The sequence below is a fragment of the Aeromonas sp. QDB03 genome (assembly GCF_027707985.1).
Classification (GTDB): domain Bacteria; phylum Pseudomonadota; class Gammaproteobacteria; order Enterobacterales; family Aeromonadaceae; genus Aeromonas; species Aeromonas hydrophila.
This window is the reverse complement of the sequence record NZ_JAPCJG010000005.1, coordinates 259,930-281,622: the sequence shown is the minus strand read 5'-3', so window position 1 is coordinate 281,622 and position 21,693 is coordinate 259,930. Positions and strand designations below refer to the sequence as shown.

21 protein-coding genes and 1 pseudogene are annotated in these 21,693 nt (G+C 62.8%); 7 read left to right on the top strand and 15 right to left on the bottom strand.

Annotation, left to right across the window (positions count from 1 at the left end; translation table 11 throughout):
* Positions 1-459 precede the first annotated feature (459 nt).
* A complete protein-coding gene (locus PG900_RS14780) occupies positions 460-1,476 on the bottom strand; it encodes a zinc-binding alcohol dehydrogenase family protein (protein WP_270831717.1) in 1,017 nt (338 codons plus the stop codon).
* A 100-nt stretch (positions 1,477-1,576) separates the two neighbouring features.
* Here PG900_RS14780 and PG900_RS14775 point away from each other — a divergent pair, with 100 nt between their 5' ends.
* Positions 1,577-2,449, top strand: coding sequence for a LysR family transcriptional regulator (locus PG900_RS14775; RefSeq protein ID WP_270831716.1), 873 nt, complete (start codon positions 1,577-1,579; stop codon positions 2,447-2,449).
* Positions 2,450-2,451: 2 nt separating this feature from the next.
* Here the strand turns inward: PG900_RS14775 and PG900_RS14770 are convergent, their stop codons facing one another.
* From PG900_RS14770 to acs, 7 genes are all read right to left on the bottom strand, one after another.
* Positions 2,452-3,879, bottom strand: coding sequence for a PTS transporter subunit EIIC (locus PG900_RS14770; protein ID WP_024944285.1), 1,428 nt, complete (start codon positions 3,877-3,879; stop codon positions 2,452-2,454).
* A 77-nt stretch (positions 3,880-3,956) separates the two neighbouring features.
* Entirely contained in the window at positions 3,957-5,435 is a 1,479-nt protein-coding gene (gene panF, locus PG900_RS14765; protein WP_017409311.1) for a sodium/pantothenate symporter, read from the bottom strand.
* On the bottom strand, positions 5,425-5,703 hold the full coding sequence (locus tag PG900_RS14760; RefSeq protein WP_016351749.1) for a YhdT family protein: 279 nt from the start codon (positions 5,701-5,703) through the stop codon (positions 5,425-5,427). The genes panF and PG900_RS14760 overlap by 11 nt, the downstream gene beginning before the upstream one ends.
* A gap of 112 nt (positions 5,704-5,815) precedes the next feature.
* Positions 5,816-7,156, bottom strand: coding sequence for an acetyl-CoA carboxylase biotin carboxylase subunit (gene accC, locus PG900_RS14755; RefSeq protein ID WP_011707113.1), 1,341 nt, complete (start codon positions 7,154-7,156; stop codon positions 5,816-5,818).
* A 15-nt stretch (positions 7,157-7,171) separates the two neighbouring features.
* Entirely contained in the window at positions 7,172-7,627 is a 456-nt protein-coding gene (gene accB / locus PG900_RS14750; RefSeq protein WP_011707112.1) for an acetyl-CoA carboxylase biotin carboxyl carrier protein, read from the bottom strand.
* 36 nt (positions 7,628-7,663) lie between these two features.
* Positions 7,664-8,113, bottom strand: a complete 450-nt coding sequence (gene aroQ, locus PG900_RS14745; protein ID WP_016351748.1) for a type II 3-dehydroquinate dehydratase — start codon at positions 8,111-8,113, stop codon at positions 7,664-7,666.
* Positions 8,114-8,379: 266 nt separating this feature from the next.
* Positions 8,380-10,326 (bottom strand): acetate--CoA ligase, encoded by a 1,947-nt coding sequence (acs, locus tag PG900_RS14740; protein ID WP_041216250.1) that lies wholly within the window; start codon positions 10,324-10,326, stop codon positions 8,380-8,382.
* Between the two features lie 168 nt (positions 10,327-10,494).
* Here acs and PG900_RS14735 point away from each other — a divergent pair, with 168 nt between their 5' ends.
* Entirely contained in the window at positions 10,495-10,791 is a 297-nt protein-coding gene (locus PG900_RS14735; protein WP_270831715.1) for a hypothetical protein, read from the top strand.
* Positions 10,792-10,837: 46 nt separating this feature from the next.
* Here PG900_RS14735 and PG900_RS14730 read toward each other — a convergent pair whose 3' ends face one another.
* The 7 genes from PG900_RS14730 to PG900_RS14700 all read right to left on the bottom strand — a co-directional run bounded on the left by PG900_RS14730 (position 10,838) and on the right by PG900_RS14700 (position 17,209).
* Positions 10,838-13,288 carry a sensor domain-containing protein gene (locus tag PG900_RS14730; protein ID WP_270831714.1) on the bottom strand — a complete coding sequence of 817 codons (2,451 nt, stop codon included), beginning with the start codon at positions 13,286-13,288 and terminating at the stop codon, positions 10,838-10,840.
* A 105-nt stretch (positions 13,289-13,393) separates the two neighbouring features.
* Entirely contained in the window at positions 13,394-14,026 is a 633-nt protein-coding gene (locus PG900_RS14725; RefSeq protein ID WP_162516581.1) for a hypothetical protein, read from the bottom strand.
* Positions 14,016-15,155 carry a hypothetical protein gene (locus PG900_RS14720; protein ID WP_270831712.1) on the bottom strand — a complete coding sequence of 380 codons (1,140 nt, stop codon included), beginning with the start codon at positions 15,153-15,155 and terminating at the stop codon, positions 14,016-14,018. Before PG900_RS14720 ends, PG900_RS14725 begins: the two co-directional genes overlap by 11 nt.
* Positions 15,156-15,324: 169 nt before the next feature.
* Positions 15,325-15,693 (bottom strand): hypothetical protein, encoded by a 369-nt coding sequence (locus PG900_RS14715; RefSeq protein WP_016351742.1) that lies wholly within the window; start codon positions 15,691-15,693, stop codon positions 15,325-15,327.
* Positions 15,694-15,700: 7 nt separating this feature from the next.
* Complete coding sequence (gene torD, locus PG900_RS14710; RefSeq protein WP_016351741.1) at positions 15,701-16,345, bottom strand: molecular chaperone TorD; 645 nt, start codon at positions 16,343-16,345, stop codon at positions 15,701-15,703.
* A gap of 148 nt (positions 16,346-16,493) precedes the next feature.
* Positions 16,494-16,898, bottom strand: coding sequence for a GFA family protein (locus PG900_RS14705; RefSeq protein WP_024944278.1), 405 nt, complete (start codon positions 16,896-16,898; stop codon positions 16,494-16,496).
* A gap of 23 nt (positions 16,899-16,921) precedes the next feature.
* The gene (locus PG900_RS14700) at positions 16,922-17,209 is read right to left on the bottom strand and encodes a hypothetical protein (protein ID WP_017409302.1); all 288 of its coding nucleotides are present in this window, start codon (positions 17,207-17,209) and stop codon (positions 16,922-16,924) included.
* Positions 17,210-17,642: 433 nt separating this feature from the next.
* Here PG900_RS14700 and glyA point away from each other — a divergent pair, with 433 nt between their 5' ends.
* The 5 genes and pseudogenes from glyA (at position 17,643) to ribD (ending at position 21,646) form a co-directional block, all read left to right on the top strand.
* Positions 17,643-18,896 (top strand): serine hydroxymethyltransferase, encoded by a 1,254-nt coding sequence (glyA, locus tag PG900_RS14695; RefSeq protein WP_270831711.1) that lies wholly within the window; start codon positions 17,643-17,645, stop codon positions 18,894-18,896.
* A 128-nt stretch (positions 18,897-19,024) separates the two neighbouring features.
* Positions 19,025-19,460: pseudogene (locus PG900_RS14690) on the top strand (hypothetical protein).
* 75 nt (positions 19,461-19,535) lie between these two features.
* Complete coding sequence (locus tag PG900_RS14685; protein ID WP_029304291.1) at positions 19,536-19,868, top strand: NIPSNAP family protein; 333 nt, start codon at positions 19,536-19,538, stop codon at positions 19,866-19,868.
* A gap of 122 nt (positions 19,869-19,990) precedes the next feature.
* Complete coding sequence (gene nrdR / locus PG900_RS14680) at positions 19,991-20,440, top strand: transcriptional regulator NrdR (RefSeq protein ID WP_010675395.1); 450 nt, start codon at positions 19,991-19,993, stop codon at positions 20,438-20,440.
* A gap of 96 nt (positions 20,441-20,536) precedes the next feature.
* The gene (gene ribD, locus PG900_RS14675; protein ID WP_270831709.1) at positions 20,537-21,646 is read left to right on the top strand and encodes a bifunctional diaminohydroxyphosphoribosylaminopyrimidine deaminase/5-amino-6-(5-phosphoribosylamino)uracil reductase RibD; all 1,110 of its coding nucleotides are present in this window, start codon (positions 20,537-20,539) and stop codon (positions 21,644-21,646) included.
* The last annotated feature ends 47 nt before the right edge of the window (positions 21,647-21,693 follow it).

Here is a 21,693-nt window from a genome sequence, read left to right as displayed (position 1 = left end):
GCCCATGCAGTGTGGTGGAGGATGGGGACTTTGCCGAGTTGGCACGGTTAATGTATTCCTCATTGGGTGACGGGAAGCAACCTGTTCCCGCTGAATGCTTTGCTCTAGGAAAGTTCCGTCATCTTTTTCAGCCACTTTCGGGTGGCTTTTTTTTTGCCTGCAGGTTGGCCGGGGGCTGCAGACCCCGGTGGCAGGGTGCAATGTGGCAAGCAAGCGGGGAGGGGGCGGGATTGGCACACTAGCTGCAAAGATACAGAGGTCCTGCATAAGGATATGTGTGTGATTGTTACCCCAACGTTCAGGTATTTAGGGCCATCCCGGCGGGATGGCCCCTTTTTTTGGCTCTTTTTATGGTGATGCTGCGTGGTGACTGTCTGTTGCCTGATGTGAGCTGTGCTGTGATGGGGCTTGTCACTGGTGAGTTCACCCCATGATGGTGCAGTTTTTACCCATAAGGGATTAGTTGCCGAACCGGCTCATGTCGATCACCAGCTTGCCCACCATGCGGCCGGCTTCCACCTCGGCATGGGCCTGAGCCAGGGTAGTCGGGGTCAGCTCGGCCACCACCTTGCTGAGGGTGGTCTTGACCACGCCCTGGTCCACCAGGGCGGCGACCAGCCCCAGCAGGTTGTGCTGCTCGATCATGTCCGGGGTCTGGAACAGGGAGCGGGTAAACATGAACTCCTGGCTGAAGGTGACGCTCTTGCTCTTGAGCAGGGAGAGGTCCCAGGGCACGCTCGATTCGGCGATGGTGCAGATATGGCCGAACGGGCTGATGAGGCTGGCCATGGCATCCCAGTGCTGCTCGGTGGCATTGGTGCAGAAGATGGCGTCCACCTGAGTGATGCCGAGGGCGGTGAGCTCCTCCTGCAACTGGTGATGGCTCACCACCTGGTGGGCCCCCATCTGCAGGCACCAGGCCCGGGTCTCGGGGCGCGAGGCGGTGGCGATCACCTCCATGCCGGTGAGCTGGCGGGCCAGCTGGATGGCGATGGAGCCGACCCCGCCGGCGCCGCCGATGATCAGCAGCTTGCCGCTGCTCTCGCGGGTGAGGCGCATGCGCTCGAACAGGGTCTCCCAGGCGGTGATGGCGGTGAGCGGCAGGGCGGCCGCTTCCACGTCGCTCAGGCTGGCGGGGGCGAGGGCGGCGATGCGCTCATCCACCAGTTGCAGGGCGCTGTTGCTGCCGGGGCGGCTGATGTCGCCGGCATACCAGACCCGGTCGCCCGCCTTGAACAGGGTCACCTCGCGGCCGACGGCGATCACTTCGCCCACGGCGTCCCAGCCCAGCACTCGCGGGCTGCTCTCGACCTTGGCCTTGGGGGCGCGCACCTTGGTGTCGACCGGGTTGATGGAGGTGGCGTTGACCCGCACCAGCAGGTCGCGCGGGCCCGGCGTCGGGTCGGCCAGATTGACCTCGATGAAGCAGTCGGGGTGGTCGCTCGGCAGATAGTGGGTCAGGGCGATGGCTTTCATGGCAGTTCCTTTCAAATCGGTTGGATGGGGATTGCCAGCCACTCTAGTCTGGTTGATTATTCAGATTAAGATGGGTAATTGGTAAAGACTGTTTGAATATATGAACAATGTCGAACTGGAGCTGATGGGGTTGTTCGCCACCGTGGTGGAGCAGGGCAGTTTTACCGGGGCGGCCGAGCTGCTTGGCATGCCCAAATCCTCGGTCAGCCAGAAGATCTCGCGGCTCGAATCCCAGCTCGGGGTGCGCCTGTTGCAGCGCACCACCCGCCGGCTGAGCCTGACCCCGCAGGGGGAGGTCTATGTGGAGCAGTGCCGGGCGCTGCTGGCGCTGGCCCGCAGCGCCAATCTGGCGATGGCACGGCTGCGCGCGGCCCCGGCCGGCCGGGTGCGGATCACCGCACCGGAGGCCACCGGCACCCTGCTGCTCGGCCGGATCCTGGCCGAGTTTCGGGCCCTCTATCCGGAGGTGGTGCTGGAGCTGACCCTCTGCGATGAGCAGCTCGATCTGGTGGGGGAGGGTTATGATCTGGCGCTGCGGGCGGCACCGCTGAAAGATTCCAGCCTGATCTGCCGGCGCATCGGTCAGGTGCCGCGCTATCTGGTGGCGGCACCCGCCTATCTGGCGGCCCATGGCACGCCGCAACAGCTGAGCGAGCTGGGGCGATACGCCTGCCTGGTGCACACGTCGCTGCCGGTGTGGCCGTTGCAGGAGGGAGGTTGGCGGCCGCAGGGGGCTTGTCTGAGCAACAGCCTGCTGGCGCTGCGGGAGCTGGCCATCAATGAGGGGGGAATCGCTCTGCTGCCCCATCACGTCTGCGAAGGAGATCTGGCGAGTGGCCGATTGCAGAAGGTGCTGCCGAGTCACCCCATTCCGGCCAACCCCTTCTACCTCATCTACCCGAGCCGGGAGCACCTGGCGCCCGCCCTGCGCAGCCTGATGGACTTTGTCGCCGAGCGGTTGCCGTTTGCCTGAGGCTACCAGCCGCTCTGGCCGGCGGACTCCTGATTGGGTTTGAGGCCGAGTGGCACCGACTGGCGCTCCGCCAGCATGCGGATCTGCCCCTCGATCAGGCTGGCGTTGGGGCCCAGCACCAGCACCAGCTGATGGTCGTTGAGCTGGATCCAGGAGAGGCAGCCCAGCCCCAGCAGGCGGGATTGATCCACCAGCGAGATGTCGCGCACCCGTAGGCTGAGGCGGGTCAGACAGACGCTCATGGCCTGCAGGTTGTCCATGCCGCCCAGCACCTTGAGGTACTGGATCGCCAGCATCTGGGGGTCGGAGGGGGCGACGCTGGCGAGGCGCGGGTGCTCCGGCGCGATGGGCTTGCTCGGCAGGCTGAGGGGCGTGCGCTCCAGCAGCTGATAGAACAGCAAGGTGTAGGCGACGAAGAACAGGATGCCGACCGGAATGAGCCAGAAGCTGTGCTCGCCGGCGTGGTAGCTCAGCACCAGATCCAGCAGGCCGGCGGAGAAGTAGCTGCCCACCTTGATGCCGAGCGCGCTGCAGGTAGCGAGCGACAGGCCGGTCAGCAGGGCGTGGGCCAGAAACAGCCAGGGGGCGGTGAAGGCGAACAGGAACTCGATGGGTTCGGTGATGCCCACCAGCGCCGAGGTGAGCGCCAGGGTGAGCAGCAATCCCCCCTGCGGCAGTCGCTGCATGCGCTGGCGGTGCAGCCAGATGGCAAAGCAGGCGCCCGGCAGGCCGAACATGATGATGGGGTAGAGCCCGGCCACATAGCCTTCGTGCAGCGGCTGGGCGCTGGCCAGTGCCTGCAGGTTGCTCTCCCCCAGCCCGATGAGGCTGCCCAGTACCTGATGCAGGCCGAGCGGGATCAGCAGCCGGTTCAGCACGCCGTAGCAGAAGGCGCCGAACGGGGTGGTGAGCAGTTCGGAGGCGAGCAGGGTGATGCCCTGTTCCAGCAGCGGCCAGAGCAGCGCGAGGGGGAAGGCCAGCAGCAGACAGGTGAGCGCCGAGGCGAGCAGGCTGGTGAAGTCGCCGTTGACCAGCCGTAGCCAGTGGGGCATGGGGTGGCGCTTGAGCCAGGGGTAGACGATGGCGGTGGTCAATCCCGCCAGCAGGCCGCAGATCATGTCGCTGTGCAGGCCGGGAGCCAGGGTGCCGAGCGCCGAGCTCAGCAGCAGAAAGTTGACCGCACCGGCCAGCGCCTGGGTGCCTTCACCCTGGCGACTCAGCCCGAAGGCGATGGCCACCGCATAGATGAGCGGCATCTGGCTGAACAGGGCGCGGCCGGTGAGGGAGAGCACCGCCAGATCCAGCACGTCCGGCTGGCCGAGCCGATAGAGCAGCGCGGCCAGCGGCAGGATGGAGACCGGCAGCAACAGGGCGTAACCGAGTCGCTGCAGGGCTTGGGTCAGGATCTGTCTGGCGTTCTGTACGGGCATAAGGGCGCGGCATTTTGTGACATGGCACACAGTTTACCCGTAAAACACCCATTTTGGGATAGTTTCGGAACCCTTTATTAATCCATCGATGATTGCGGCTCAAACAAGCGCCGCACATGCTGGCTCGGGGCTGGGGTCAACAGGCTGACCAGCACAAAGGCAATCAGCCCCAGCCCCAGGCTCGGCACGATGGCGTGCAGGCCGGCCGGCTTGATCTCCCACTGGCTCAGGATGGCGTAGCAGAGGATGCCGCACACCATGCTAGCCAGGGCCCCCGGGCCGTTGGCCCGCGACCAGTAGAGGCCGAGCACCAGCGGCCACAGGAACACCGCCTGCAGGCCGCCGAAGGCGAGCAGATTGAGCCAGATGATCATCTCGGGGGGCTGCAGCGCCGCCAGCAGCACCAGCGTGCCCAGGATCAGGGTGCAGAGCAGGGAGAGGCGCGGCACCCGCACCTCCAGCTTCTCCTGGCCGGCCTTCTCCGGACTCAGGTAGTTGAGGTAGAGATCCTTCACCAGGGTGGCGGAGGCCTGGATCAGCTGGGAGTCGATGGTGGACATGATGGCCGCCATGGGCGCCGCCAGGAAGACCCCGGCCAGCCAGGGGGGCAGCACCTCCATCATCAGGGAGGGCATGATCTTGTCCGGGCTGTCCATGCCGGGCAGGATGGCGCGGCCCAGGGCGCCGGCCAGGTGCATGCCGAACATCAGCAAGGCGCTGACGATGGTGCCGATGAGGATGCCGCGATGCAGCGCCTTGCTGTCGCGATAGCCGAAACAGCGCAGCGCCGAGTGGGGCAGCCCCACCACCCCGATGCAGACTAGCACCCAGAAGCTCAGCATGAAGGGCTGGGTCAGCAGGTCGCCGGCCCCCTGTGGGCTCACCAGCTTGGGATCGATTACCTTGAGCTGGTGGATGAGGTTGGGCAGGCCGTCACCGGCCACCAGAATGCCCGCCAGCAGGGCGCCGGTGCCGATCAGCATGATGATCCCCTGCAGCGCATCGGTCATCACCACGGCGCGAAAGCCGCCGATCACCGTGTAGAGCAGCACGCAGCTGGCAAACAGCAGGAGCCCCTGCTGATAGCTGAGGCCGGTGGCGGTCTCCAGCAGACGGGCGCCGCCGATGAACTGCACCACCATGGTGGCGATGAAGGCGAGGATGATGGTGACCGAGCCCAGCACCACCACCGCCTTGCTCTGGTAGCGGGCCCACAGCATGTCGTTGATGGTCACCGCATTGACCCGGCGGGCGATGATGGCGAACTTCTTGCCAAGCACCCCCAGGGTGAGCCAGACGGTGGGCAGCTGGATCATTGCCAGCAGCACCCAGCCCAGCCCGATCTTGTAGGCCGCTCCCGGCCCGCCGATGAAGGACGAGGCAGAGGTGTAAGTGGCCACCAGGGTCATGGCCAGCACCAGCCCGCCCATGCTGCGGTTGCCGATGAAGTACTCCTGCACGAAGTCGCCGCCCACCCGATGGCGGCTGGCCCAGAAGCCGACTCCCAGCACCAGCACCAGATAGATGATGAGCGGCAGCATCAGCTCAAGATTCATGGGAAGGCTCCTTGGCATCGAGGGGAGGGGAGTCGAGGGGGATGTCCACGAACAGGCGATCCACCATCAGGCCGCACAGCACGATGAACAGCAGCGGCATCAGGATGCAGCTGAGCAGGAACCAGAGTGGCATGTCCCAGCATTCGATCTCTGCGGGGATGAAATAGGCCGTGCCATACCAGGCAAGGAAGTAGAGCAGGGTCAGCAGCAGGCAGAGGGCTGCTTCCCGGCGAGCGAGCGCGAAACGATTCACCTTGGCCTCCGACAATTTTGAGGGGCGCAAGGATAACAAAAAAGGGCCATGTCGCCATGGCCCTTTTTCAACAGAGGCTCCTTGCGGAGCCGACGTCCACCGACATGGTGGTCTTCGTCAAGGATCCTTACAGACCCAGCTTCTTGTGCAGATAGTGGATGTTGGTCCCACCGTGCTGGAAGTTTTCGTCCTTCATGATCTCTTTTTGCAGGGAGACGTTGGTCTTGATCCCTTCCACCACCAGTTCGTCCAGCGCCTGACGCATGCGGGCGATGGCGACGTCGCGGTTTTCACCGTAACAGATCAGCTTGCCGATCATGGAGTCGTAGTAGGGCGGTACCTTGTAACCGGCGTAGATGTGGGAATCCCAGCGTACGCCCAGACCACCCGGCGCGTGGAAGCGCTGGATCAGGCCCGGAGACGGCATGAAGGTGGCTGGGTCTTCGGCGTTGATCCGGCATTCGATGGCATGGCCACGGATGCGGATGTCCTGCTGGGTGATCGACAGGGGCTGGCCGGCGGCGATGCGCAGCTGCTCCTTGATCAGATCCACGCTGGTGACCAGCTCGGTGACCGGGTGTTCAACCTGGATACGGGTGTTCATCTCGATGAAATAGAACTCGCCGTTCTCGTACAGGAACTCGAAGGTGCCCGCACCGCGGTAGCCGATCTCGATACAGGCGCGTACGCAGCGCTCACCGATGAACTTGCGCATCTCTTCGGTGATGCCGGGTGCCGGCGCCTCTTCGACCACCTTCTGGTGACGCCGCTGCATGGAGCAGTCGCGCTCGCCCAGGTAGAGAGCGTTGCCCTGGCCGTCTGCCAACACCTGAATCTCGATGTGGCGCGGGTTCTCCAGGTACTTCTCCATGTAGACCATGTCGTTCTTGAAGAACTGGCCTGCTTCGGATTTGGTCAGCGCGATGGCGGCAGACAGCTCGGCTTCACTGCGCACCACGCGCATGCCGCGACCACCACCGCCGCCGGCGGCCTTGATGATCACCGGATAGCCAATGCGCTTGGCGATGGCGGCGTTGTGCTTGGCGTCGCTGTCGACCGGACCGTCGGAACCCGGTACGCAGGGTACGCCCGCTTTCTTCATCGCCTCGATGGCGGAGACCTTGTCACCCATCAGGCGAATGGTCTCGGCGCGCGGGCCGATGAAGATGAAACCGGATTTCTCGACCACTTCGGCGAAGTCGGCGTTCTCGGAGAGGAAACCGTAACCCGGGTGGATGGCGACGGCACCGGTCACCTCGGCGGCGGCGATGATGGCCGGCACATTGAGGTAGGAGTCGGTACTGGCCGGCTTGCCGATACAGATGGTTTCGTCGGCCAGCAGCACATGCTTGAGCTCCCGGTCGGCGGTGGAGTGAACGGCCACTGTCTTGATCCCGAGCTCTTTACAGGCGCGCAGGATCCGCAGGGCAATTTCACCGCGGTTGGCGATGACTACTTTGTCCAACATGGGTGGCGACTTCCCTTATTCGATGATGAACAGCGGCTCGTCGAATTCGACGGCCTGACCATTTTCAACCAGGATCGCTTTGATCACACCGGCCTTGTCAGACTCGATTTGGTTCATCATTTTCATGGCTTCGACGATGCACAGGGTATCGCCGACATTGACGTGCTGACCGACTTCCACGAACGGCTTGGCTTCCGGGCTGGAGGAGCGGTAGAAGGAGCCAACCATCGGGGAGCGCATCAGGTGACCGCTCGGGATGGCGTCGGCAGCCGGGGCAGCAGCAGCCGGTGCGGCGGCAGGGGCGGCAACCGGGGCGGCAGCTTGTTGCATGATCATCTGCGGAGCAGCGGTCACCTGACCGGAGAAGTTGCGGCTGATGCGAACGGATTCTTCACCTTCGGAGATCTCCAGTTCGGCGATGCCGGACTCTTCAACCAGTTCAATCAGCTTCTTGATTTTGCGGATATCCATTAGCATTCTCTTTCTTCTTTATCTGATCAGTGATTATCAAGCCGCGCGCAACTGGTGCACGGCCGCGGTTAAAGCGAATTGGTAGCCATCGGCCCCCAGCCCACAAATGACCCCCTTGGCGACATCAGACAGATAGGAGTGATGGCGGAAGGGTTCCCTGGCATGGACGTTGGACAGGTGAACCTCGATAAAGGGGATGGCCACACCCAGCAGCGCATCGCGGATGGCGACGCTGGTGTGGGTGAAGGCGGCCGGGTTGATGATGATGAAATCCACCTGACCCATGGCCTGGTGGATGCGGCCGACCAACTCATGTTCGGCATTGGATTGCAGGTGTTCCAGTGTGACCCCGAGTTCGCCGGCGTTGTGCGTCAGATCGGCGACGATCTCATCGAGCGTCTTGCTGCCGTAGATGCCCGGTTCCCGTTTGCCCAGCAGGTTCAGGTTCGGCCCGTTGAGCAGGAGAATTCGGTGTTTTTGCGACATATTGAGTACATCCTCGATGATAATGCTGCTATCTGTCAGTCATCTTGTGGACTATCAGAAATCTAGTCATTTTCTGCGCAAATCGGTGTGCACTGGCACACAGATTTCGCAATTATATTGATTTCGTGAAAATTAGCAGCATTTTACTGGTCTAATCTCTACATCTGTCTATTTTTTGCGCTAATTGGTGCGTTGTTGAAACGCTCAGTAGCAAAGACGACAAAGCCGGCTCGAGGCCGGCTTTGGAGGCAGGAACGCAGTCAGGATCAGGCTGCTTCCGACTTCTCGCGGATCAGCTTGTCCACCACGCCCGGATCCGCCAGGGTGGAGATATCCCCCAGGCTGTCGGTCTCGCCGGTGGCGATCTTGCGCAGAATTCGCCGCATGATCTTGCCGGAGCGGGTCTTGGGCAGCCCCTCGGCCCAGTGGATCACGTCCGGGGTGGCGATGGCGCCGATCTCCTTGCGAACCCACTCCTTCACCTCTTTGTGCAGCTCCCGGCTCGGCTCCTCACCGGCGATCAGGGTGACATAGGCGTAGATGCCCTGACCCTTGATCTCGTGCGGCACGCCCACCACCGCCGCTTCGGCGATCTTGGGATGGGAAACCAGTGCTGATTCGATCTCGGCGGTGCCCATGCGGTGACCGGAGACGTTCAGTACATCATCCACCCGTCCGGTGATCCAGTAGTAACCATCCTCGTCGCGACGGGCACCGTCGCCGGTGAAGTAGCGACCGGGGAAGGTGGAGAAGTAGGTCTGCTCGAAGCGCTCGTGATCGCCGAACACGGTGCGCATCTGGCCCGGCCAGGAGTCGGTGATCACCAGGTTGCCCTCGGTGGCCCCCTCCAGCGGCTCGCCCATGTTGTCCACCAGTGCCGGCTGCACGCCGAAGAAGGGGCGGGTAGCCGAGCCTGGCTTGAGATCGGTGACGCCGGGCAGCGGGCTGATGAGGATGCCGCCGGTCTCGGTCTGCCACCAGGTATCGACGATGGGGCAGCGCTCCTCACCGATGGTGCGGTAGTACCACTCCCAGGCTTCCGGGTTGATGGGCTCGCCCACCGAACCCATGATGCGCAGGCTCGAACGGGAGGTACCGGCGACCGCCTCGTTGCCCTTGGCCATCAGCGCGCGGATGGCGGTAGGGGCGGTGTAGAGAATGCTGACCTGATGCTTGTCCACCACCTGGCTCATGCGGTTGGTGGCCGGGTAGTTGGGCACCCCTTCGAACATGATGGTGGTGGCGCCGTTGGCAAGCGGCCCGTAGACCAGATAGGAGTGGCCGGTGACCCAACCCACGTCGGCGGTACACCAGTAGATGTCCTCTTCGTGGTAGTCGAAGATGTACTTGAAGGTGAGGGTGGCATAGACCAGATAGCCGCCGGTGGTGTGCAGCACCCCCTTGGGTTTGCCGGTGGAGCCGGAGGTGTAGAGGATGAAGAGCGGATCTTCGGCCCCCATTGCCTCGGGCGGGCAGTCGGCGCTGACGGTGGCGACGGCGTCGTGCCACCAGATGTCCCTGTGGTTGTGCCAGGCGATGTTGCCACCGGTGCGTTTGAGCACGATCACCTTGTTGACCTTGGTCTCCGGGTTGGTGAGCGCTTCATCCACATTCTTCTTGAGCGGCACCGGACGGCCGCCGCGCAGCCCTTCATCGGCGGTGATGACGATGGAAGAGCCGGAGTCGATGATGCGACCGGCCAGGGCTTCCGGCGAGAAACCGCCGAAGACGATGCTGTGCACCGCGCCGATGCGGGTACAGGCCAGCATGGCGATGGCGGCTTCCGGCACCATGGGCATGTAGAGGCAGACCACGTCGCCGCGATGCACTCCCTGCGCCTTCAAGACGTTGGCAAACTTGCACACCTCGGTGTGCAGCTCGCGGTAGGTGAGCTTGCGATCTTCGGCCGGGTTGTCCCCTTCCCAGATGATGGCGACCTTGTCGCCGCGCTGGGCCAGATGGCGGTCCAGACAGTTGGCAGAGACGTTGAGCAGGCCGTCTTCATACCATTTGATGGAGACGTGGCCCGGATCATAGGAGGTGTTCTTGACCCTGGTGTAGGGCTTCATCCAGTCGAGGATCTTGCCCTGCTCGCCCCAGAAGGCATCCGGATCCTGCACCGAGGCCCGGTACATGGCTTCATAGCCTGCCTTGTCCAGCAGGGCGCCGTTGCTGATGTGGGCTTTGACCGGGTAGACCTTGCTCTCGCTCATGTGTCACTCCTTTGAATACATTCTTGTAATGATTAGGTAACAACTTATACCTTTGGCGAGGGAGGGCAATTAGACTTTTGGATAGATGGCAACATCCGCTTACAGTCGAGTCGATGACAATTCATCGCTGATTGGGTAAAACGTCGTTTTATCGACGGAGATAGTCCCATGTTGACCCTGCTATTGTGCTCCTCCCTCTGGCAGTTCGAGGCCCCGCAGGCCACCGATGAGGCCGCATTGGCCGCCCCCCATGCCAACGACCTTGCGTTGACACCGGCACAGCCCGTTTCGCCATCCCTGCGGGACCACATCAGCGGTCAGTTGAGCGAGGCCTGGCTGGCGCGCAAGCCGTCGGTGTCCGTCACCCTCGAAGAGAAAAAATCCTCCTATCCGCAGGACGCGTTGCTGGAAGAGTCACGCCGGCAGCAGGACGAAGGGTGGGATGCCAGGCTGACCTTCAACTGATGAGCGTCACCTGCGCCGCTGGCGCGGCGCGGATCCAGGCACTCCGCTAGCACCAGGCGCCCTTGCGCGAGCCCAGCTGCTCGGCCAGATGGGGCTCGGCCAGCGGGTGGCTGAACAGATAGCCTTGCCCCTCCTGGCAGTGCAGTGATTGCAGAAACTGACGTTGGGCCTGGGTCTCGATCCCTTCGGCGGTAACCACCATGCCCAGGCTGTCGGCCAGGTTGATGATGGTGCGGCACAGCTCCCGGCTGTGCTTGTCATCGGGCAGTGCCTGCACGAAGGTGCGGTCAATCTTGATGCGATCGATGGGCAGGCTCTTGAGCAGACTCAGGGAGGAGAAGCCGGTGCCGAAGTCGTCGATGGCGATCTGTACCCCCAGCGCCTTCAGGCGTCTGAACAGCTGCAGGCTCTGATCGACCCGCTGGATGATGCTCTCGGTGACTTCTATCTCCAGCTTCTCTGGCGGGAAGCCGGTCTCGGCCAGGATGGCGGCGACCCGCTCCACGTAACCTGCCGAGCGCATCTCCCGCACCGACACATTGATCGACAGCCTGGGTACCGCCAGTCCGGCGGCCAGCCACGCCTGTCCCTGCTGGCAGGCGGTGCGCATGACCCACTCGCCGATCTGCTCGATAAGCCCGCACTCCTCGGCCACCGGGATGAAGCGGGTGGGCCCTATCATCCCCTCGCTGGGGTGCTGCCAGCGCAGCAGGGCCTCCAGCCCGCTCATGCGATTGCTGGCGAGCTCCGTCATGGGCTGATAGAGGACGCAGAGCTGATGCTGCTCGATGGCCTTGAACAGTCCCTGCTCCATGCTCATTCGCTCCCGGGTCTGCTCTGTCATGTCCGGGGTATAGAACAGATAGCCGTTGCGGCCCCGGTTCTTGGCCTCGTACATGGCGCTGTCGGCGGCGCTGACAAGGGTATCCGGGCTGGTGGCGTGTTCCGGATAGAGGGCGATGCCGATGCTGGCGGAGACGGCCACCCGCTCGTGGTCGAGTTCGACCGGCTCGCGCAGGCTGGTCAGCAGTTGCTCGGCGAGCCGCTCCAGCTCCTGTGGCCGTTCAAAGAAGGGGATCAGCACCAGGAATTCATCGCCACCGAGTCGGGCGGCCACGTCGTTGTGGCGCAGGACGCGGCGGATCCGCTCGGCCAGCAGCTTGAGCAGCTCATCACCGGCGCGATGGCCCAGGGTGTCATTGATCAGCTTGAAGCCGTCCAGATCGATGAACAGCAGGGCCAGTTGCTGGTGGTTGAGCTGGGCAGTCTTGAGTTCCAGCTCCAGCCGCTCCTGCAGCAGGTTGCGGTTGCCGAGCTCGGTCAGCGGATCGTGATAGGCGAGGTGATTGAGCTGTGCTTCGGCCTTGCGAATGGCACTGATGTCGGAGAAGGCGATGACGTAGTTGGTGGTGTTGTGGCGACTGTCGTGCACGGCGCTGACATGCTGCCAGGAGGTGAAGTAACCGCCATCCTTGCGCAGACACATCATCTCGCCATGCCAGGCGTGACTGCCGGGCAGCAGGGTATGCCAGGGATAATCGATGTCGGTGTGGCGACGTGGATGCATGATGGCCTCCGGCGACTTGCCCACGATCTCCGCCTCTTCATATTGAGTCATGCTGGAAAAGGCCGGGTTGACCGAGATGATCTGGCGCTGGCCATCCATGATGATGATGCCTTCGGCGGCGGTCTCGAACACCACGTTGGCCTGGCGCAGCTTGTCCTCCTGGTTGCAGCGACTGGTGGCATCGTGGATCACCCCGGTGATGCGTCGCCCCTGATGGTCGGTGGCCGCCACATGATCGGCGTGAATGTCGACCCAGCCCCGCAACTGATCCGGCCCGAGATAGCCGAGGGTGAGGTGAATGGGGGCCGTGCCGTTGACCGCGGCCCTGAACTGCTCGCCAGAGAGCGGATCGAAGCGCTTGATGAACTGCTCCATCCCCCCCTGAAACTGGCTGGCCGTGGTACCGAGCAGGCGTTCGACCTGGCCGTCAAACTGCAGCCTGTCCTCCGTCACATGCCACTCCCACACCCCGATCTGGCCGGCACTCATGGCCAGTTGCAGCCGCTGCTGCGCTTCGACCTGCTCGGTGACGTCCCGCACTATGGTGAGGATGCGGTCGGGCACCCCCTGTTCGTCCAGCATGGGGCTGTAAATCGCCTGCCAGTGGCGCTGCCGACCTTGGTGGGCCGCGGTATGGCCGCTCAGGTTCAGCTCGACCCGGGGGACTCCGCTGCTGATGATCTGTTGGAACAGGGGCTCCAGCACCGGAGCCAGCGTGGGGACGATTTCGCGCAGATATCTGCCGTAGTGCTCTTCTCGGGAGAGGCCGTTGAGATCGGCCAGGGTCTGATTGACGCTGCGGCAGCGAAAGTGGCGGTCAAACACACCTATGCCAAACGTGGCCAGTTCGAACAGCTGCTGCAGCTCGTTCATGTTCAATTGCCCCGCCAGCGGTGGATCCGGCATGGCATTGAAAGTTTCTTCGCCCATCGCGCGCTCCTGAATTGACTTATTTGTCATTTAAGCTGCTGTCAGTATGGCATGAAGCATTCTGGAGGGAAGAGAGGGGGCGTCATTCGCCCCCTTTTTACGGTGTTACCAGCTGAAGTGATAGCTCAGGGTCAGGTTGATCATCGGTTGCCAGTCGTGCTCCTTGATGAGCCACTGCTTGGCGCCGAACTCGGTGCCAAGGCGCCACTGCTGCCAGCGCCAGCTGCGTTCCAGCGTGACTCCCCAGTCCCGCAGGCCCTCGTCTGCCCCATAGGCGGCCATGTGGGCCTGACTGCCCCGGGTCAGCCAGAGGTTGAGGGAGATCTCGGCCGGCAGCGGCAGGCTGTGCTCCATGTACCAGAGCTGGCCATAACGGCCGCTGACGTCATAGAGCTGGCCCAAGGTGAGCTGGTGATCGTCGTCCAGTTGCCAGCCGAGGCGCCAGAAGGCGCTGAAGCGGTTGCGATCGACCACCTGCATGGGGGCGACGCCGACGGCGAAGAAGCTCTTTTTGTAGAGCGGCAAGGCCAGCCCGGCGCTCTGGCCATCGGCGAAAAGCAGGCCGACCTGGGTTTCCCGCTCATAGGCGAGCCAGAACTGCATGCTGGCATCGGCGCGGACCCCCGCCTGATTGCTGCCGAGCTGCCACTGACCGCCCAGCTGCCACTGGTTGTCCGGCTCTTTGGCCGACAGGGGCAGGGTCAGGAACAGCAGCGGCAGCCAGCACTTATTTGCCATAGAGCCGCGCCCAGTCCCGGTCCTGATGCATGCCCATCAGGTGGCAGATGATGCCGGAGCGCTGGAAGGCGTAGATGAGCAGCACGCTGGTGGCGCTGAGCGCCATGATGAGGCCGAAGTTGTTGGGCAGTATGGTGCCCTGACGGGCGGTCCACCACAGCAAGAGCGGGCCCCACAGGTGCACGAAGATGCTCTTGTGGAAGATGAAGACGGTCAGCGAGTACATGCCTATCCAGTTGAGCGGGCGCCAGCACAACCGGATGTTGCGCTGATGCAGCCAGAGCACGGCCCCGATCACCAGAAACTCCATGCCCCAGATGCCGGCGCGGCCGACCATGTCCATCGCCAGTTCGTGTTCGTTGGCGTAGATGTCGCTGAGCTCGACCGTGCTGGTCTCGCCGAACATGAGATAGACGGCCAGCGCCAGCAGCGAGAGCGTCAGCACCAGGGCGTTGAGGCGGTCCCGCCATTGGGATCGCTGATGCCAGCACCAGCCGTAGAGGAAGCCGAAGCAGCCGCTGGCCATGAAGAGGTCGAGGCGGGCATCCAGCTCGTAGTCGGGGTGCACGTGCAGCTTCATCCAGCCGTCGATGTGACCGAGCAGATCCTGCACGCCGAGCTGATCCAGCAGCAGGCTGAGCAGGGTCAGCAGCAGCATGCCGCGAATGCCGAACCAGGCGTAGACCAGCGAGAAGAGCGCCAGCAGGCACATCCACAGCATCACCGGATAGAACGAGATGGCCTCGCCGAAGTTGGGGGCGATCACCAGCCCTTCCACATAGAGCACCAGAATGATGCTGGCGAACAGCACCAGCTTGCCGCCCAGTTGCGGTCTGAAGCTGGCCTGATCGCGGCGACTGAGGTTGAAGGCGGCCAGCGCCAGGTAGATCTGGCTGACCCAGGGAATGAGCCAGGCCGAGACCTGGGCCGTGGTGTGATCCATGGGCAGCAGCTGGCCGGCCATCGCCTTGTGCGACAGATAGAAACTGTCCCACAGGGCGTGTTCCCGATTGAAGAAGTCGATGTACCAGTAGTTGAGGTAGCCGGTGTAGTGCTCGAAGACGGCCATGAAGATGACGAGCCCTCGCAACAGGTCGAGACCCGTGATGCGTGCATCCTGTGGAGGCATGCTGATGCTCCTGCATTGGTTGGAAAAGGAGCGGCACTATAACGGTTGCGGCGAAACTGAACGGTAGCTGAATGTAAGCGAATGTTACCAGCAATTGAGGGTCTGCCCTTGTGACAAGGGCGGATGGGCGGATCGGGCTGTCATGATTTGTAATAGTTTTGGCGGTTTATCAGCCTTTCTGGCGGCCGAAGGCCTGGATGCCGCGCACCAGCACCAGCAGGCCGAGCCCGTGAAACGGCAGCGCCAGGGCGAGCAGCAGCAGCCAGTGGGCCTCGCTGCCGCTGCTGTTGATGAAGTCGACCCAGGCGGCCAGCAGGGCCAGCATGCCCGCTATCTGGAAGCGGCGGCGCAGTACCACCTCCACCCCGAGATTGGCGAGGTAGAGAGTCAGCAGGATGCCGGCGAAACCGGTGAGCTGGGCGGTGCCATAGAGGACGCGGTCCGGGTTGAACAGCAGGGTCACGAGGGGGGTAAGGCCCTGATCCAGCGGGATCAGGGCCAGCAGCCAGCAAGCGATCAGCAGCAGGGCCGTCTTCATGTCGAACTCAGTCGGCGGCTGGCGCCGGTTTGACCAGGCTGAGGTAGTTGGCATCCATGGTGAGAAAGACCCCCAGCAGGCGGGCGCTGGCGCCGTAGAAGCCAAACGGATCGGCGGCGCGGCAGGCGCGCTCGAAATGCGGGAACCAGGCCAGCAGATGGCCGTGCAGCAAGGCCTCCTGCTCGCCGAGCCACTGTTCGCGCAGATCGGCGCTGGCGGCTTCGGCGGCGCGGATGATGAGATTGCCCATCAGATCCAGTTCGACCCCCAGATGATCGACCGGTTGTTGGTATTTGGCGCTGACATCGATATTGAGCCGGCTCAGTCGCGCCTGCATGCGCTCGAGCGCAGCGGCGTCCTGGTGGGCGGATTCATGGGGAGAGACGGCGTCGTTGGCCAGGAACAGCTCATGGAAGTCGCTGGCCAGCGCGTTGGCCCGCTCGGGGCGCACCAGCAGGCGGGCGATGGCGTCATTGAGCTCGGCCACGGCCGGGCGCATGGGATCGAGCGTGGAGAGGCTCTTCAGGAAGCTTCGCACATCATAGCTGTCGTATTCGGCGATCTGTTCGTCGCTGAGCTGGGCGGTAAACAGGGTGGCAAACCACCAGTAAAGTTCGGCCCGACGTTCGCTAGTGGCCAGAAATTCCTGCATTTTTCCTCCGTGGATGGCAAGCGGGAAGCAGACTGAGCCCGATTCTAACGGCTTTGGCAGAAAAGTTAACCCATAGGTGACAATCCGCCGAACAAGTCGGGAAAAACGCCGCCAGAGGCGGCATTTTCAGGGCATGTCGGCGACGGTGTCAGGCGGTGGGGCGAGTCTCGAACTGCGGCAGCTCATCGGTTATCTCGTGCCAGGGGGCCTTGGAGCCGACGAAAATGTGAAAGCCGGGTCGCTGGCTCGGCGCCGTGTCGAGAATGCCGAGGCGCAGGTTCAACTTGCCGCTGCTGCGCTTCTCGCTGAACAGGCTGGAGCCACAGTGGCGGCAGAAGGCGAGGGTGGTCTCGGGGGATTTCTGGAAGCGGCTGATGGCCTCCTCTCCTCGAGTGATGGTGACGAGCGCACCATCCAGGCCGCCCACCGGGGCGTAATCGGCGCCGGAAAATTTGCGGCACTCGGAACAGTGGCAGTTGCCCAGATAGTCGAAGCGGTCGGGCAGGCTCAGGGCGACGGCGCCGCACAGGCAGCTGGCGGTCAATGATGTCATCTTGCGGATCCTTGGCTGATGGGTCAGAGCTCCTCGCGATAGAGCGTCTTCTTGCAGCGGGTGCAGATATGCTGGCGCCGGAAATCGGTCTGGTGCACCAGGCCCACATCCAGTTGCTGATGGTGGCCGCAATGAATGCAGAAGATGATGTCGCCATCGATGGCTTCCGGGTGCGCTGCCAGATACTGCTCGCGGGTGGGCAGTTGATCCCACTGCGTGACAAAGGGACTCTTGCGAGTGCCGGTATAGTAGATCCAATAGAACAGCGCGAATACCGAAATAATCAGAAACAGCATCAGGTTATCCAGCATGGCTTACTCCCGTGAGGTCTGCGGTGCAAAGAGGCAAGGGGGTGACGTGAGCAGCAGTTGACCGGATGCGATGAGAGGGCCCTTCTGTTGCCGGTCGCGTCGTTGCTGCGCATGCCGGGCAACCGCTGTGCCAGCTAAAGATGTTATCTGTTAGTAAATGCTATATCCATGATCTGGCTCTGGTTTTGGCTGTTCGGCCAGTCTGGGCCCGGTCATGTTGCCCGGGCGGTAACAGGGGATCGCACGGCTGGTGTGGGTGTCGGGTGATGACTCTCACGCCGATTGGGGAGCATGGTCATTGTGAATTTCGCGACACATTTTACATTTTTTAAACAAATTTTTGGGTGGTTGGACTGTCTCTTTGATCCAGCTCACGTTACAATGCGCCTGCCCACTTCACCTATCGCGCAAACGATTTTCAGGAGATAAACGGATGTTGAAACGTGACATGACCATTGCCGGCTATGATCCAGAGCTGTGGCAGGCCATCACAGACGAGACCCGTCGTCAGGAAGAGCATATCGAGCTGATTGCGTCCGAGAACTACACCAGCCCCCGTGTCATGGAAGCCCAGGGCTCCCAGCTGACCAACAAGTACGCCGAGGGTTACCCCTCCAAGCGTTACTACGGTGGTTGCGAGTATGTGGATGTGGTTGAAACCCTGGCTATCGAGCGCGCCAAAGAGCTGTTCGGTGCCACCTACGCCAACGTGCAGCCGCACTCCGGCTCCCAGGCCAACAGCGCCGTCTACATGGCCCTGCTGCAGCCGGGCGACACCGTGCTGGGCATGAACCTGGCCCACGGCGGTCACCTGACCCACGGCTCCCCCGTCAACTTCTCCGGCAAGCTGTACAACATCATCCCCTACGGCATCGACGAGTCCGGCAAGATCGACTACGACGAGATGGAGCGCCTGGCCGTTGAGCACAAGCCGAAGATGATGATCGGTGGCTTCTCCGCCTACTCCGGCATCGTCGACTGGGCCCGCATGCGCGAAATCGCCGACAAGATCGGTGCTTACCTGTTCGTGGACATGGCCCACGTGGCCGGTCTGATTGCCGCCGGCGTCTACCCGAACCCGGTGCCCCATGCTCACGTGGTCACCTCCACCACTCACAAGACCCTGGCCGGTCCGCGCGGTGGTCTGATCCTCTCCGCCGCCGACGACGAAGATCTGTACAAGAAGCTGAACTCCGCCGTCTTCCCGGGTGGTCAGGGCGGCCCGCTGATGCACGTCATCGCCGGCAAGGCTGTGGCCTTCAAGGAAGCGCTGGAGCCCGAGTTCAAGACCTACCAGGCCCAGGTCGTGAAGAACGCCAAGGCCATGGCGGCGACCTTTATCGAGCGCGGCTACAAGATCGTCTCCGGCGGTACCGACAACCATCTGATGCTGGTTGACCTGATCGGTCGCGAGCTGACCGGCAAAGATGCCGACGCAGCCCTCGGCAAGGCCAACATCACCGTCAACAAGAACTCCGTACCGAACGACCCGCGTTCCCCGTTCGTGACCTCCGGCGTGCGGATCGGCACCCCGGCCATCACCCGCCGCGGCTTCAAGGAAGCCGAGTCCATCCAGTTGGCCAACTGGATCTGCGACGTGCTGGACAGCCACGACAACGATGCCGTGCTGGCCACCGTACGTGAACAGGTGCTGGACATCTGCCGTCGTTTTCCGGTGTATGCCTGATAACGGCCCTCACCCGGTTTGAGACCAATGCCACCCACGGGTGGCATTGTTTTTTGTGGCGTTTGGCAACACAGGAGGGCCTGATGACGCTGAACGACGAAGAGCATAGCGGGCAAGGCAATCTGACCATGGCCAGTGAACAGCAAGACGAGGCGCTGGAGGCTGCGCTCAGGCAGGCGATCCGCGCCCAGTACCACTTTCGCGCCAGCGAACAGGGGCTGCTGGCCCTGGGACGTGCGCCGGCTGGTGCGACTGAGCCGTGATCTGCCGGTGCAGGCGGTGGCGCTCGGCGAGATTGCCGAGCTCGATCAGGTGCACTGGTACGGCCATGACGCCGCCCGCCCCACGGTGCGCAGCGTGGTGGAGCACTGCCAGTTGATGATGGCGGCCGATCTCGCCTATCCCATCCTGCTGGACAGCGCCGGCCGGGTGATGGATGGCATGCACCGGGTAGGCAAGGCGTTGCTGCTGGGCCACAGCAATATCGAGGCCCGCCGCTTTGCTGTGGATCCCGAACCCGATTATCAGGGCTGCGACCCCGATACCCTGCCTTATGACGACTGAGCTCGGTTGATTGGATAGTCAGGGTGAACATCGGAAACACTATTTTTCAAGAGATGGATTGCAGGAGATAGCTCAGTGAAGAGAGTGCTAGAGATTCGGAACTATCGGCTCAAAGCCGGGAGTGGAGCGATTTTTCATAGCTTGGTGGCAGAACAGAGTTTGCCTCTACATCGTGAGTGGGGGATGGATGTGGTGAATCACGGACCCTCCCTACATGATCCGGACGTTTATTTTTTGATGCGGGCTTACGATGACCTTGAGGAATTGAACCGTTCACAGGCGGCATTCTATGCCACGGAAGCATGGCGGACAGGTCCGAGAGAAGCCATTGTCGAGTTGATCGAGAGCGACGCCAATACTGTGCTCTGGTTGTCTGATGTCGCCATTGATGCACTCCGTGGTTGCTGATGGCATCTGTCACATCCCTTGTTTCCACGGGCTTTTACCGGTTCCGGATGGCCGTGCTACACTGGCCGGCCTAGAGCCAGCCCCCGGGGCCGGCGCCCTTTTCCGTCAACGCCGGAGGTCCGATGCATTGCCCTTTCTGTAGTGCGGTAGATACCAAGGTGATCGATTCCCGTCTGGTGGCCGAAGGCCATCAGGTGCGCCGCCGTCGCGAATGTCTGCTCTGCCACGAGCGCTTCACTACCTTCGAGATGGCCGAGCTGGTGATGCCCCGCGTCATCAAGTCCAACGGCTCACGCGAGCCGTTCAACGAAGACAAGCTGCGGGCCGGCATCTTGCGGGCGCTGGAGAAGCGGCCGGTGAGCATGGAGGCCATCGAAAAGGCGGTCAACCACATCAAGTCCCGCCTGCGCGCCACCGGCGAGCGCGAAGTCGCCTCCCAGCTGGTGGGCAACCTGGTGATGGACGAGCTCAAGAGCCTGGACAAGGTGGCCTATATCCGCTTTGCCTCCGTCTATCGCAGCTTTGAAGATATTCGCGAGTTCGGCGAAGAGATCGCCAAGCTGGAGAAGTAAGTCTTTCTTCCAAACTAGGTTGCCGCGTTCGATTACGCTGCGCTAATCGAACCTACGATATTGCGTCAGCCTGGATGTGCTGTCAGAGGAGCCCAGATGTTTAGTCAAGACGATTACCAATGGATGAGCCGGGCCCTCGAACTGGCCCGCCGCGGCCGTTATACCACGGCCCCCAACCCTTGCGTCGGCGCCGTGCTGGTGAAGGCCGGCGTGGTGGTGGGAGAGGGCTGGCACCAGCGGGCCGGCGAGCCCCATGCCGAGGTCTACGCCCTGCATGCCGCCGGTGACAACGCCCGTGGCGCCACCGCCTACGTGACCCTGGAACCCTGCTCCCATCACGGCCGCACCCCGCCCTGCGCCGAGGCGCTGATCAAGGCCGGGGTGACCCGTGTGGTCGCCGCCATGGTGGATCCCAACCCTCAGGTGGGTGGACGCGGCCTGCGGATGCTCTCCGAGGCCGGCATCAAGACCGATTTCGGCCTGCTGGCCGCCGAGGCCGAGGCGCTAAACCCGGACTTTTTCAAGCGGATGCGTACCGCGTTTCCGCAGGTGACGGTCAAGCTCGGCGCCAGCCTGGATGGCCGCACCGCCATGGCGAGCGGCGAGAGCCAGTGGATCACCTCCCCGGAGGCGCGTCGCGACGTGCAGCGGCTGCGGGCTCGCCACGATGCGGTGCTCTCCAGCGCCGAAACCGTGCTGGCGGATAACGCCTCCCTCACCGTGCGCTGGGACGAGCTGCCGGCCTCGGTCAAAGCCGCCTATCCCAAAGAGACCCTGCGCCAGCCGCTGCGGGTCATCGTCGATTCGCAAAACCGGCTCACCCCGGATCTGCCGCTGTTCCAGAGCGAGGGCCCGGTACTGCTGGCTCGCCACAAGGCATCCGGTGAGTGGCCCGCCTGGGTGCAGCAGCTGGAAGTGCCACTGCTGGACGGCAAGCTGGATCTGGTCAGCCTGTTCATGCTGCTGGCCAAGCAGAACGTCAACTCGGTGCTGGTGGAGGCGGGACCGCGGCTGTGCGGCGCCCTGCTGGACAAGGGGCTGGTGGATGAGCTGGTACTCTATCAGGCGCCCAAACTGATGGGGGATGAGGGGCGCGGCCTGTTCCACCTGCCGGGGCTGACCCGGCTGTTCCAGGCGCCCAAGCTCAACATCAAGGATGTGCGCATGGTGGGGCCGGATATCCGCATTACGGCCAGACTGGCCTGACTTATCAATGTTAAAGGGGGCGGTGCCGCCCCCGTCATCAGCAAGGT